Source organism: Bacteroidota bacterium (genome assembly GCA_016706255.1).
Classification (GTDB): domain Bacteria; phylum Bacteroidota; class Bacteroidia; order Chitinophagales; family BACL12; genus UBA7236.
Window position 1 is genome coordinate 684,004 of sequence record JADJJZ010000003.1, and the last position, 14,953, is coordinate 698,956.

Below are 14,953 nucleotides of genomic sequence, written 5' to 3' on the forward strand. Positions count from 1 at the left end.
CATTAATGCTCGTGTGTTATTCCTTTTTGAAATGCGCCTAGTAAGGCAAAGGCGTACTCAATTTCTTTATCCAATTTTATTGCCCATGCTTTTGCAATAGCCGATTTAGAAACATCTTCCAAATTAGTTTCTAAAACCTTTAATATTCTAGCTGAAATAGCTGCAGATTTTTGCAAATATAATCGGGAATTTCTGCCCAATACTTCTGCTGCTATCAACAACTGGTCAAAAGGGTCTTTATCTAAAGTGTCGTAATGCTTTTCTATAATTTCATCCCATTTCAAATTATAATAATGTTGTATGATTTTAAGTATATCTGGAAGATCATCATCTCTCTCTTCAGGACGGTCGCTCCAAGCTATTAATTTTAATATTACCATTCCCTCTAATGGTGGAATGTTGGCGATTTTTTCTTCTATTTCAACCTGCACCGCTTCCTCCATTACTTCACCAAAACCTAACCAATGGAGATCAACGTTTCGCTCATTGAAGTTAACTGTATTCTTTTCCTCTATTTCACCAAAGGGAAGTAAATCAATGGCTATCTTAAACTTTTCCGAATAAAACGTCCATGGTGCTGCAACTTTATTAAAACCTTTAGATGCTAATGCAGCACTGATTTTATCATATGCTTTTATACTCGAAACCATAACAGCAAAATCAATATCCTTAGTACCTCGGCCCGGTTGAATGCCTGTTTTAAGTAATTCCAGTGCAATAGCACTTGCACCTATCAAATAATATGGAATTTCTAACTCACGCATCACCTCGTCAATACAATCAAAGGATTCTTTGAAATAAGGGATGGCTAGCGCTTTATAAGTTTGGTTGGATGTACTCATTGTATATTTTTTGAGCAGTTTCTTTATTTCGTTTTCCTCCCTCCAATATCAAGTCTGTATACACCAGCATAGGTGGTGCAGTTTTATTGGTATTGATTTTCCAAAACATGTCCAGCACTTCTACGGCTCCATTTTTATCAGGCATCAACTTATATTTTTTTATAAGTTCCATTCTATTTTCTTTGGTATAAATCAATAACTTTTCCGGTCTTAAATGTCTAGTGAGCTGATCTGCCGCAGGCTCACCACCCCAAACTGTTTTTTGGGTATCAAACTTTATTTCCTGCCAATTTCTTTTTATGGTATAACGTTCTTTCACCAATTTAGGTCTTAAAACCGTTGCGTATTCTGCTATCCATCTTTCGAATAACGCTTTTTTATTTTCCCAGATATAGGTTTTCTTATTTAATGATAACAGATAGCCGGTTTCTTTCAAACCTTCAATTACCTGTGGGATGTTACCTAAACCTACATTGGCATTTTCCGCTAACGCTCTTTGGGTTAACTGAATAGCTTCTTTGTGTTGTAACAGATAAAATAACACTTTAAGCCCTGTTTTGGTGAATGCCCTGTTTCCTTTGTTTTTTTCTATCTCTAAAGGTTTTTGGGTATCAACAAATAAAAAAAAACCACCCTTTTTAACATAAATATTCCCGTTGGCCTCCAGGTAGGGGATTCCCTTTTGTCGGAATTCTTCTTTGATTTTTGGAAAAAGACGATTGGCTAACAGAAGAAAATGATCATTTTTGCGAAAATCATCTTCCATCTGTTGCAGTTGATATGTTCTTATTTCACGTAAAACTTTGACCGTAAAGACATGTTTACGATGATCCATCTTTAGTTCCAAAACACCATCCAATGGACCTTTGTTGCTCCATTTGGCCTGAATTCCAACGATTTGGTTTAGGTTTTGAAGGGCAATATCTGCGATTTCCTGTTCCATTCTATTTATTTTATGTTCACAAATATACAATGTTCACGTGACGTGAACAAATTTAAAAGGTGAACGAATGGATAACTAAACCTGAACAAACTTTTTTTAAAAGGCATAAACACTGCTCAGACCCGTCATGGTTTGACGTGAAATTGGAATTTATTCCTTCGTAGGTGTCATGCCTGTTATTTTGTAAGGGCGGATGCAATTCGCCCCTACAAAATAACAGACATGACAATTTTTAGAAAAAATTAATGTGCAGAAAAATATTTTTATTTGAATCACGAGCAGTACTCAGACTGTGGAGACTGAATTTAAAATTTCACCGTTTATGCCTAAATTAATCATACACCCAGCTCTGTAAGAGCGACAGAATGGTAAAAAAAAGAAGACCACAAAACGTAAGCCCTGTAAGGGCGAAAGAATGGTTCTGAAAATTTAATTTTGAGGGAGATATCATGAAGACAGAAATTGAAAATTGCTAACCTTTTCCGGCATTATTCAACAGAAATGCCATTGCTATTGGCTTCACATTCGTTGCAATTATTTTGCCATCGTATCCAATCACATTTTAAGCTATATCAAAATTTTCATACCCGTTTTCTTTCGATCTTGATTTACCTAAAAACAAAACCCCAATAGAAAAACACCACAACGGAATTAAAAACCCACTTTTTAGGGCATGCAAATAATCATGCCCGCCTTTATGATTTACCAATTCGAGCAGGAGGGTTGAAAGTGGTATTGAAACAATGATACCTACAACCGACAATACCAATCTTGCAAAAGGGATATTTTTACCAAAAAATTTTAAAATAAAAAATGTCCCAACTGGCATAAATGGTATAATTAAATAAAAGGCATTTCTAAACAAATTAAATTTCCAGGCCGGTGTGGTGTTTAGCAACATATACGCTGTTGGCCCCTGACTAAAAAAGTATGTTAGCGAAATATCCAGCCCATAATAAACCAACGCACCAAAAATAATTGCCACAACATTAAACAACACCTTCCTATTCGGTATCACATCCACAACCCCATTTGCCCAAATCAAAAACAACCCAAAACCCACCGGAACAGCCCAATGAAAATACCCCAACCAAATCAATCCCGTCCACCCATGATATTCCACCTCAATTCTCCAAAGTAAGCCGCATAGGAGGGAGAGGAGGGTTAGGGAGGTATATGGGAATAATTTAAATTGCAATTTGTGTGTTTTAATAACTTATAACTATAAAAAATTATTTTATTTTTAAAATTTTATAAAAGTGTTTCATGCCTATTTGTTCTTTCTGACTTATTGCAGTTTTAGCTACACTATCAATTAGCAATTTTAGATCAGAAAATGAATAATCTTCAGTGTTGTCTGCTAGCAAATCCCAATCGATAAACTCACTCGGACGATCTTTCATATATTGCATGATGAATTCGTGTCTAGCTTCTAAATCGGGAACTTCAACTAAAACTTTTAGATCAAAACGGCCTGGTCTAATTGCAGCGGAGTCAATTTTATCCAAATGGTTTGTTGTCCCAATTATTAATATATCTTTTGAAGCGGCTTGTTCTAGGTGTATTAGGAATTCATTAACTTCACTACTGTAACTATGTGATAAATCATTTTTTCTATTGGGCAATATTGCATCCAATTCTTCAAAAATTATAACACAAGGGCTTTCTAAAGTCATTTTTCAAAAAAAATCTTAATGTTTTCTTGGCCTCCATGTACATAAATGCTTGCAAACTCAGATGGATTTACTTTAAAACACTTTAGTTTCAAACGTTCAGCTAGATTCTTTGCAATGAACGATTTTCCACAACCTGGAGGGCCATGAAAAATTACACCACTTGGTATTGGAATTTTGTAGGCAAGGTATAATTCCCGTTCAAGAAGTGGTAAAACAATTTCAGTTTCTAAAATTGACTTTAATTGTCTCATGCCTGCCACACCATTCCAGTCCTTTTGAAAATCCCTGGTTAAATTTATACTTGAAGAAAATGAAGTTCTATTTTGCAAATTTAATCCAGCAAGTAATTGCTTTTTTAAGGCAACAGCGGTTATATTTTCAGGATTAAGTTCACACTCTAAACAAGTCCATGCTAAAGCTTCTGCATGCCTGCCGATATTACGTAGAATGTCAATTCGCAACAACCAAGTTGCGCGCCTCATTTCAAAAGTTTCTTCTGCATCAGAAAAAAGCCCTCCTGAATCTGCAATTGAGGCTTCGATCAAACTTAGCGCTTTATTATATTTGCGAGCTGATAACAATCGCTGAATAATTAGAGGGATGTTTTTTTTATTAGAAAGGTTCATTTAAATAAAATGTATAGTTGAACAAATATTTACTTGAAATATAAATGTTATTTTAAGTTTAGAAACCTCAAATTGGTGTTTTTCTTATCCTCAGGTTGAAATAAACTTTTAAAATATTTATTTTGCAGGATAAGCGGTTATCAATATAGGTTTTTCTTGTCCGGTTTCAATAATCCAAATTGTTATTATGCAAGGGTTTCTTTGGTCTGGAGTAATAATTTTACACTTTAATTCGTACTTAATACCAAATTTGGAATCTTTTGTTTGCTCAATTTCCCTCTCAATTGCATGTTGAATAAGCGAATTCTTAAATGTTTCAATATCATCAATTTTGTAACCGAAACGTTTGAAAAAGTTAGCTTTGTGCTTCCCAATTTCGTGTAATTCATTTAATAAGTAGCCGGTAATTTTATTATCTGCCACAAATGACTGATTGTTATTTGGTATCTTCATGCTTTGGTTTTTCATCAATTTGATAACCATATACTGTTTCAGTCACACTTGAATCATTTACAATAAATTCTACTTCATAAGCATCTCTATTTTCATAAACATGCACTACTGTGCCAACTGAACCTTTAGGGACTTTATCGATTTTGGAATTTGCAACCACCATTGCATATTCATTAATTAACTTTGAAATATTTTCAAAGCTTTCCTCATAGTCTTGTCTTGATAAAACAGTATCAAATAGTCCAATATCTTCACCCTCGTGCCTATTGATTCCGATATATTCCAAACTGGCATCTTCGTAGCGTTTGAATTTGTAAACGGCATCATTCATAAGTGCAGAGTTAAAAACTCCAAGACTAACTAATAATTCAAAGTCTCTTACTGAAAGTGCTGTTACCTTTTTAAAAAGACCTGGTTCTAATTGTGTAATTACATCTTTGAGGCTTCTTTCTCGATAATCTGTGAGGTACATAAATACAGGTACACGGGTAGCAAATTTTATTAATTTATCTTGTATTTGTTTCCTTAAACTTTTGTATTCTTTTTCTTCTGCTGTTAATTCCTGCTTCTCTTTCTTAGTAAGTGATCTATCGTTGGCTTCTTTTTTTGATTTTTTAATTGCTTCCGATTTATTTATAATGGTTTCAATATCTTGATTTAAATTTCTAAATCCCTCAATACTCATTAATGCTTTCATTGCTTCTTCATTAGCCATCAAACGTGCAAGTGTAGGGTTATCTACATTTACAAGTAATGCGCTTTCCCATCTTCTAGCTAAAAGCGTTGCAGTTGTACCACTCATTGCCATATCTAAAATTCCTGCAGCATCTACTTGTTTCATAGAGCTACCATCATAAGCCAAAACCGGAAGGAAGTTTATAAACTCAGCAACTTTAGCTTCGGGATTTGTTTCATTTACATTGAGCCGACAACTGTAATCTGCAATTTGCCTTAAAGCGCGATCAGGTGCAAAGTCAAAAACATAACATTCTTCTTTTAATATTTCTTCCTTATTTGGTGACTTGCTGTCAGGATTTTTAATGACCCAAGGTGTTTGAACTCGAAATGCTGCTTGAAAATATGTTTCGGGACTAGAAGAATTACGCAACATAAAAATGCCAGTCCATGGTTTCACAGAAACACCAGTGGTGAGCTTTCCACACGAAAGAGTAATTGTTTTGGATTCTAATGGATTGTCAGTCATAGCATTCAAAACAGGAGGCAATGCTTCAATTCCTATGCCCGCTTGCATTCCTGCCGCAACAACAACTTTGTAATCGTGATAAAATGTATTTTGTCGTTTTTCTAGCAACAATGCCATTGCATTACAGGCAGCCACGGTCGGTAAAAACCAAAAAGTATGATTCAGTACTTTGAGCAATGGAGCGTGTGAAAAGGGCAAAGGCGGTTTTTTTGCTCCCATTTTTAAATGGTCAATGGTAGTTTCGCTAAACGAACCTCGAATTAAATCCAACCATTTTTGGACTTCATCTTCGTATTTGAAACGTACTTTTCGTCCTTCGCCTTCGGCTGAAAAGAATATATTTAAATCAAATCCGTCAAATTCACCTTGCATCGCAATTTGACGAATGGAATCAGGTAATTGATAAGTGAGCATTACCATCCGTGGTAACGATGCGTAAGGATTTGGACCTTTGGAATTATCCCAATTTTCTTTAGCTTTTTGCTCGTCAGAATATGTCCAGTTGAAAATTTGCTCTTCGATAAATTCTCCTGAACTGATGGCTCGAAAAGGAGTGCCTGACAAATATAAATAATGATTAGTGCTGATTGGGATAATTTTCTCCAAATGTTCTGTTTTATCCTCTTCGGCTATCCCTTCTCTTTCAATTTTATTATATTCTTCAATTTCTTTTTCAGCTTCTAAATCTTTACCGAATAAATCCTTGGCGTTTTCTCGCCATGCACCAAAATGGTATTCGTCAAAAATGATACAATCCCACACAGTTGCATGTACCCATTCATTTTTGGTTTTAATACCCCCTGTGTTGGTGTTCTTTCCTAAAAAATCTTGAAACGAGCCAAAGCAAACTAATGGTTTTTTAGTGTTAATATCCTGGCTCGACAATTCATCAGCGTGTTTGGAAATGAATTGCCAGCCTTTAAAATCTACATGAGATAGCAAATCTTCCTTCCAAGCATCTTCAACGGCTGGTTTAAATGTTAGCACCAGCACTTTTTTCCAAGCCATTTTTTTTGCTAATTGGTAACTGGCAAATGTTTTTCCGAAACGCATTTTGGCGTTCCACAAAAAATGGGGTGTTCTATCTTTATTTTCTTTTTTGAAGCTCTTGAAATATGAAATGGTCTTATTAACAGCCGCTTCTTGTTCAGGACGCATACCAAAATTAAGGATACGATTTTCTTCTGTTTTTTCACCTGTTTTGATTTGGTGAATTGCTCTCCGCAAATCATTTAATGAACATTTAAACCATTCTCCGCTATCATTTACTATTTTCCATTTTCGTAAAAGGCGGTGCACTTCATAGTCAGTAAATGAACTACCATCGCTTTTCATAGCCGATTCTTCAAATACAATTTTGTATTGAATAGCAGCTGTGCCTAACTGCTCTTTAATGCGTGTTTGGGCATCTCGGTCCGTATACCCTATTTTGAGTAAACCCTTATGCGTATCCACACCTATTAATTCATAAGCGTATATGGTTGGATTGGTGGACGGGCGTGGTGGAAAAAAATCTTTTTTACTCATCAGTGTCGTAATTTTCGTTTTCACTGTTTGGACGAACCATTGATTCAATGAATAAAATCTCGTCTTTAGTTAGTTTGTATTTCTTGTAAAGTTTTTCGTCTGTCCAACATTGTTCAAAGTCTTGAATTGGAACAAACGAATATACTTTTTTCATTGCGTTTTGGGTTATTTTAATCAATGAAACCAATAAATGAAAAAACCGTGTTTGAGTGTATCTTACTGCATTTTCTGCTGTGGATTTTTTAGCAAAAGGCCCCAAAATTAAATACGTTTCAGTACAACAAGAATTCGGCTCAACTATTAAAGGGTTCAACCAATCTTTTGCCATATTTCCAACGCCCCAAGCCTTTGTGATAAGAACTTTATAGTCGTTAATTAAATCTACATTTTTTCTGATACTGTCTTTTTTGATATAGCCAATTCCTTCTCTTTGCCATCCGTTGTAGTAAAACATAACAGCATCCTTGAATGGTTCTTTTTTGAATTTTGGTTTTACCCTTTTATAACTGCCATCAACTCTTACATCAAATCCGAAAGGGTCATTAGCACTTATCATTTCTGCAAAACTTTTCTCTTTTAAAGCCTGAACTTTATGTAGAATAGAAATTGCTTCATTGTATCTTATGAATGTTTCGGCCCCTTTTCTAATAAGACTCTTTCAGACTCAGACTTTATTTCTCCGCCTTCGTGAGTAAATACTTTCGTTTTTCCATTAAATTCCTTTTCCCATAAAAAATAGCATACTCCACCTTTGATTTCAACCCCTGGGAAACAATCAGAAGCAGTTGGAAAGTCGTGTAATGTTTTAATTCTTTTGTCTTTCAACATTTCGTCTCTAAACTCATCAAGTCCACGACCGCCTGTAAACCAACGAGAAGGGATAATCATAGTTAAATAGGTCGGATTAAGTTTTTTAGCTTGTTGTATAAACTTATGATAAATTGGAATTGCACTTGAACCTGTGCCACCACCATCATTTAATTGATAAGGTGGATTTCCAACGATAACGTCAAATTTCATATTGAATATTTTTTCAGGTTTGTCTATGTGAATAAAATTATAGGCGTAGGTTTCAAAGGCATCTACCCTATCATATACATCTTGGCTCGCACCGCAATAGTTACATTTACCACTTTGCCAGGTATGTTTCATTTGTTTGTAGCGAATGTTTCCTTGCTCGTCATCAAAGGTTTCGCAAATGGAGTATTTACCATTCGCTGTTTTGGAGCAATAAACACTCCTACGAGAAAGCAAAGCTGTTAAATCTGTAATAGCTATACCATATAATTGTTGGCTAAATATGTGGTTAATGCGTTCTTGGTTGTCGGGTATTTGGGTTGCCAAACCTTTCATCAATCGTTTTGCGATTTCACGCAGAAACACACCACTTTTAGAAACTGGGTCTAAAAACTTAGATTTGGGATTGCTCCACAATTTGGCTGGGAGTAGGTCTAAAATATCATTCACTAAACTGGGTGGTGTAAACACTTCGTCATTGCTCAAATTGGCAAGGCAGGACAGAACATCAGGATTATAGTTTGTTTGCACCATTTTATCCGATCTTTAGGTAATGTATTAATGGAAAGTCTTGAGTTGGTTCATCTATTGCTGCGGGATTATCTTCATCATTGAACATTGAAGTTTGATGAGAATTTTCAACTAAAAACTTGAAAATAAAATCTCTTCTTTTTATCATATCACCTATTGAAAAACTCCATTCTGAAAAAACTATTGGTTTTTTAGTTACCGGATTTGTATAGTCTAAAGCGTCTCCCCACAATATATTTCTACTTATAATATATTTTATGCTTTTAAGAAACTCAATTTTAACATTTGTGCCGTAATTAGACAAGTATCGTCTTGAAAAATTTGTATACAAACGGTCGCGACATTCTGCAGCGTTATCTTCCAAAATGTCTACACCATAAATAGATGATATTGCAAGTAAGGCATAACGTTCCCATTCATATTGACTTTTTTTATATCGGGTGTCAATTATGTCTAATTTACGTTTTAAAATTTCAGATAGAAAATTACCATTTCCGCATGCAGGTTCAAGGAAGCGTGACTCTATTCGTTCTGTTTCATGTTTTACTAAATCAAGCATAGCATTTACTTCACGCTGGTTAGTAAATACTTCACCGTGTTCTGTAACCCGCTTTTTGGATTTTACTTGATTATCTGTCTTTAGTTCTTCGTTCAACTAAGTTACTTTTTTTGGTTCATTAGTTTCAGGGTGCTTTAGCAAAAAATGTCGATTTTTGGTTATTAACCGTTGGGCATTTGGTCGGAATTAACCAATTGTGATAAGTGTATTTGGCTTTTTACTCATAATCATAAAGGAAAAATACCGTTTCATTTAACCAGTCCAAAAATACCAAAAAATCCGAAAAAGAAGTATTTCCTTTGTAAAATTATGCGACATATATTGCTGGATTACGCAATATCAATTTTGGGGTAGATTTAGTATTGCGCTTGTTTAGACCGTAATAAGTTCAATAAAAATTTAGGTCTAATTAATTTAACAACAAAATTTTACCAATGTCACCAAGGCATAAATGGTTACCTTTTTTTTATAAAAAAGCAATCATAATAGGCCATTTTCTAACAATATCTTTATGGGAAAAGGAATTGGATTTTTGTAACTGGAGCCTAAATATGGAAATCATAATTCATTAATGGGGTATCATTTATTTCATCTTTTTTTAATTTGTCAATTTGATGTCTTAAATAACCAGAATTAATTTTTTGCCGCTCCAAAGCTATGCCAAAATGATATAAGTTATCACTAAAATCATCCTCTAAGCAATACATATTGCTTAGTTTTATTTTGTAGGGATATCGTTCTTGGTGCAAATGGAGCGCTTCGTAATAATTTTTTATTGCTAAATGGAATTGTGAAATGGGTTTTAATGTAATCACAAAGTCTTTGTTTATTACTTTAATAAGCTTTAAAAAGGGGTCGTGTGTTTTACATTTACTTAATTTTAAATCCTTTGTATTGTGTATTGAATTTCTTAGCATATTTTTGATTCCTTTTTCATTTTCAACCATAAAATACCTAGATTTGTATACCAATTTGAAATATTCAAATTGCTTTAATATTTCTCCTAGTCGTCTATGATAATCGCCTAACGAACTATAATTGATTAGATAATTTATTCCACTGCTGTTGTAAATCTTAATTATTTCTGTAAGGCAGTAAATTGAATTGTTCACAATGTTCATCGCTTCTTCAAACTCCTCTTTTTTATAACCAAATATTTTGCTCATTTTGATTATATAATTGAATATTGATTTGTTCTCTGTTAAAAATTTGCTATTCTTTAACATGTATTTTAATATTTTTTCATCAATTTTCCATAAATTATTACTTTTAAATTCCATAATTAATGATTCTATATCTTTTATTTCATAATTTTGTTTTTTAATTTGTATTTTAATTAATTCCAATACTCGAATTAAATTAGAATTGATATTATCAATTGGAAATGGGATATTTGCATCATTTATTTTGTAGGAGTCGAAATATCCATTTTTAGGATTCCATTTTTCAGAAATAAAGCTCAATATTTTATTATTACTGTTGTTAATAAGTGTGAAATTTATTGCATACTGAAGGTGTAGTTCATGAATTCTGATATACTGAGAACTTACTAAATTATATTGCGATAATAAGGTATGATAATTCATTCTGTTGTAAAGGTCATCTTGTTTAAATTTTTGGTTGGCAAGTTTTAATTCGGATACTTTTAATTTGTGATTAATAAACGTGTAAAAAAGTACAACTTCTCTTATTTCTGGGTTTGCAGAAGTTGCTGAGAATAGATATCTTGATGTTAAATGAGGTTGATAATATTGATCCAAAAGATTAAAATGATGTTTATATTTTTCAAGTTGTTGCCTATCCGTACTTGAACTGTTCCAACTTACCACATTTATGCATTCTGGAAATATGCAGTTGCGAATTATTTTTTCATAATAAATTAAGAACTTGACTTCTGCAATTCTTCTAAAGATATTTAGTATTTTTTTAAGTTGAAATCCATAACTAACGCTTCTTCCTGCCCATAGAAATGTTTTACCAGAAGTGTAAAGAAGTGAAATTATAATCTGAAACACTTCGCCACTACTTACTGTAATTTTTTGGTGTATCAGTTTGTTTACCTCTGCAATATGCCATTGATCTAGATATTCAGTATTTAAATAGTACTGGCTACAACTAATTTCTATTGAATCAAGGCATTCTGCATTATAATCATTGTATAAATTTGTAAGCAAAGTATCTGCTATATTGGAGCATAGTTGAGCAAAATTAACTAAAAGTGATTTTGATTGGTTTGCGCTATTAGCCCTAATAATAGAATAAATGTGAGATAAAATAGTGAGAGATTCAACAGTTTTATTGTCTTTAATAATACTTGTCTTTTGATACAAAATACATGCAGCTGTTAGGTAGCATTTTAAAGACTCCAGACATTGTCTTTGATCAAGAATATCTGGTCTAGAATTCCTTTTGAACCAACAAAATAGTTTGTCCGACTCAAAGTCGAAACTTAAATTGTTTCCACTGATTTTAAAATTGTCGAAGCGAGCATTTTTATAAAAAAGTAAATGGCCAATAGAATTATAAAATAGAAAATGTATTTCAATTTTATGTAGATAATCACTAAATTTTAACGAGTCTAAAGCGCTTTGGAGTTCTTCTAGGTCATACGCTGAAACTCCTTCTGGATTTTTTTTCTCTACTAAATATAAAGAAGCTATACATGACTGTGTGAATATTGTACTTATAGCTTTTCGTGATAAAGAATTCGATTCGTTTTCAATATTTATTACAGATAAATATTTTCTACTATAATTTAATACGTCATAATAGTGGCTTAAAGCAAGCTCATATGATTTCATTTTTTCATACGTTAATCCTAGTTTTAACTTCAATTTACAATAGTTATAAATTTTACCATAATCATCATTTGCTGTGGGTTTTTCGCCTAATGTTAAAATAGCATCCGAATATGATATAATTGCTTCGTCATATTCTTGGTCGAAAAAAGATATGTCGGCCAGCAATGCGTTCAGAAAAACAATTGAATTAAATTGAATAGAGTCTGTGCTTGATACCGAATTATAATTTTTAAAAATGGAACGTAGTTCCTTTATGCGCATCTTAATAAATAATTTTATATCATAGGACTCATCTAACGAAAAATTAAAAGCAGCTGACTCATCTTCAAAAATTTTACTAATATAAGTAAGTTCAATTGATGTTTTATTATAATATTTGTAATCAAATAACCCAATTTCAGTTTCTCTGATGTGATTTATGCTTAAATAATTTATTAAATTTTCTATAAATTCTCTTAATTCTGGATTTTTCGTTTCAGAAATTAACTCAGGGACGGTTTCAAGATTATTTAAACTAAACGCAAAAGGGTGAAATTTAATTATATGATCCATTAAATAGGTAATTGAAACTAACATTTTATCACTATATCGTTTTATGTACCTGCTATTTGAAATTATAAAGGGGCGGTATAGGTATGAAGTGAAGTTATACTTATACTGATTATAGTAGTTAATATTTAAAAAATACTTGCTAGAGCCAAGTGAATTATTTTTTTTGGCATAAATAAATATGTTTTTGTGGTCTTTTTGAGAATAATTTTCAAATGGAATCAAAATTACGTTTTCATCTATTAGTTTTTTTAATTTTTTGGGCGAACCATTACTTCTGTACGTTAAATAAATTATCAAATTTTGCAAACACGTAACAACTTTAAAAATTGCAATGGAAGTAGCACCACCATTATTATGAACCAATTGCTTATAGTATTTACTCAAAAATGTATCATTTAGGGTATAAACATGTTCGGATAATAATAAATTGCTCAAATACACTTCTATAAGCTCTGTAAAAACCTTTGATTTGCTATTTTCAGATGAATATGTATTGTCTTTTATGAAACTATCAATATAAATTACATGTTGGAATATACTGCTTAAAGAACTTTGTCTATCGGAAACGTCAGCAAGCGAAGCATCAAACATTTGCGCCCAGCAACAAAAATAAATTTCGCTTTTGCTGTTGTTGCAAGATACTTTAAACTACCAAGAAATTCTAAAACCCTCGCTCTTTGTTGGCGGAAGTTATTATTTAGTGTAGTATTAATTGCAAGTTTTACATCTGTCATCTCCTCATGATAGGAAGTTGGGGATTGCTTATTATTTAATTTGTCAATTTCATCAAAAACAAAAATGAATTCAAATTTCTTGTCTTGAAGTTTGGATATTTTATCAAGATAATTTATAATTTCATTTTCTATTTCTTTAGGTGTTGCAATGACATAATTAATTTTTTTTGAACTGTTTAAATTAATTTTAAATTTATCCATGAATAAACCTTCATCATGATTTTCTTCAATTTGACTAATGCACCTATTATATAAACGGTTTATACCTTTTTGTAAAATAAAATGACGGTATTTCGGATGAATTGCCCTTACCATAAGTAGAGCTGAAATAAAAAGAATTGAAATTGCGATGGATAATAGTCCAGCAAGAATAATTGAATTTATTGGGGTAGCAAAATAATCCTTAAGATTTAAATCAGAAAATTTAGCAGAAAAGAAAAGTATTAATGACCAGGCAGCAATTGTAAATATAGGCAATAGTTTAAAGCTAAAAATGTTTTTATTCAGTATATCCTCACATCGGTTTAACAAATTAGCCTGTAAATAAAAAAGAATTTGACGATAAATATCAAATTCTTTAATGTTTGATTGCCCTAAATTTATTTTTGCAACAATAATGTTTTGATTATTTTTATTTTTTTGTTTATGATTTTCAAGGCATTTATTGACATACGTAGTCTTACCCATCCCTCTGTAACCGGTAATAAGGAAAGAGCCCGAATTTTATTATTGTTGAGTAAAAGTTCGAGTGTTTCGATTTGTTTTTGTCGCCCAATAAAATATTTGTTGGAAGACAATTCTTCAATATTTGCATAATCAGGATATGATTGTAATTCGAGATTTATGCTTTTTATATAGCTGCTATAAAGTGTGGTTTTCATGTAATAAATATATTTATTTATAAAATGTAATAAATTTAATTTATGATTAAGATTTTGGGTTTTACTTTTATTTATATTTCATATGTTGCTTGGTTAAAATTAATATGAGAGTTAGAATGATTATATATAAAATATTTGAGATTAATTTTAATTGTTTCATTAGTTTAAAAATGTATTTAGAATTATGCGGTTTATTGATGTCAAAATAAAGCATAATCTTTTGTGTAGTTTTTTCATATTTAATTCTAGATTTTTTTTTGAAGTAAGTATTGATCATATTAACTACAGGATTTTACTTTTGCAAATTTTTAACTTTAATAAAGTTATAATTATTTTATTTAGAGAAATAGTGTATACCCATCAAATTCACGGAAAAACCCCTCCCCCCCTCCATGTCACATTACAAAAACAAACCTCCAATAATACCAACGCTCCCAAGCAAAAACTCCTTGTTATCTGCCTACCAACCATGTCACAAATCACAAAAAATTATCTAATAAACCTTGCCATTAATACCTCCAAAACTCCCCTAGCCCGGGGCGCAGCGTAAAGCCCGCATCCCGCCTTAAGCGGGAGAGGACTTGCAGCGTAGCACCGGAACAAAACC

At 32.3% G+C, this 14,953-nt stretch carries 10 protein-coding genes and 1 pseudogene; all 11 read right to left on the reverse strand.

Annotation, left to right across the window (positions count from 1 at the left end):
• Window positions 1–2: 2 nt before the first annotated feature.
• Entirely contained in the window at window positions 3–842 is an 840-nt protein-coding gene (locus tag IPI65_04760) for a hypothetical protein (GenBank protein ID MBK7440850.1), read from the reverse strand.
• Window positions 817–1,785 (reverse strand): hypothetical protein, encoded by a 969-nt coding sequence (locus IPI65_04765; GenBank protein ID MBK7440851.1) that lies wholly within the window; start codon window positions 1,783–1,785, stop codon window positions 817–819. The genes IPI65_04760 and IPI65_04765 overlap by 26 nt, the downstream gene beginning before the upstream one ends.
• A 562-nt stretch (window positions 1,786–2,347) precedes the next feature.
• Window positions 2,348–2,983: a hypothetical protein gene (locus IPI65_04770; GenBank protein ID MBK7440852.1), complete on the reverse strand. Its 636-nt coding sequence runs from the start codon at window positions 2,981–2,983 to the stop codon at window positions 2,348–2,350.
• A gap of 34 nt (window positions 2,984–3,017) precedes the next feature.
• Complete coding sequence (locus IPI65_04775) at window positions 3,018–3,461, reverse strand: ATP-binding protein (GenBank protein ID MBK7440853.1); 444 nt, start codon at window positions 3,459–3,461, stop codon at window positions 3,018–3,020.
• The gene (locus IPI65_04780) at window positions 3,458–4,087 is read right to left on the reverse strand and encodes an ATP-binding protein (protein ID MBK7440854.1); all 630 of its coding nucleotides are present in this window, start codon (window positions 4,085–4,087) and stop codon (window positions 3,458–3,460) included. The genes IPI65_04775 and IPI65_04780 overlap by 4 nt, the downstream gene beginning before the upstream one ends.
• 117 nt (window positions 4,088–4,204) lie before the next feature.
• On the reverse strand, window positions 4,205–4,510 hold the full coding sequence (locus tag IPI65_04785; protein MBK7440855.1) for a hypothetical protein: 306 nt from the start codon (window positions 4,508–4,510) through the stop codon (window positions 4,205–4,207).
• 13 nt (window positions 4,511–4,523) lie between these two features.
• The gene (locus tag IPI65_04790; GenBank protein ID MBK7440856.1) at window positions 4,524–7,271 is read right to left on the reverse strand and encodes a DUF4926 domain-containing protein; all 2,748 of its coding nucleotides are present in this window, start codon (window positions 7,269–7,271) and stop codon (window positions 4,524–4,526) included.
• A pseudogene (locus tag IPI65_04795) lies at window positions 7,264–8,822 on the reverse strand (Eco57I restriction-modification methylase domain-containing protein). The gene IPI65_04790 and the pseudogene IPI65_04795 overlap by 8 nt, the downstream one beginning before the upstream one ends.
• A 1-nt stretch (window position 8,823) precedes the next feature.
• Entirely contained in the window at window positions 8,824–9,474 is a 651-nt protein-coding gene (locus IPI65_04800) for an SAM-dependent DNA methyltransferase (GenBank protein MBK7440857.1), read from the reverse strand.
• A gap of 449 nt (window positions 9,475–9,923) precedes the next feature.
• Complete coding sequence (locus IPI65_04805; protein MBK7440858.1) at window positions 9,924–13,322, reverse strand: hypothetical protein; 3,399 nt, start codon at window positions 13,320–13,322, stop codon at window positions 9,924–9,926.
• Window positions 13,274–14,152: a hypothetical protein gene (locus IPI65_04810; GenBank protein ID MBK7440859.1), complete on the reverse strand. Its 879-nt coding sequence runs from the start codon at window positions 14,150–14,152 to the stop codon at window positions 13,274–13,276. The genes IPI65_04805 and IPI65_04810 overlap by 49 nt, the downstream gene beginning before the upstream one ends.
• Between the last annotated feature and the right edge of the window lie 801 nt (window positions 14,153–14,953).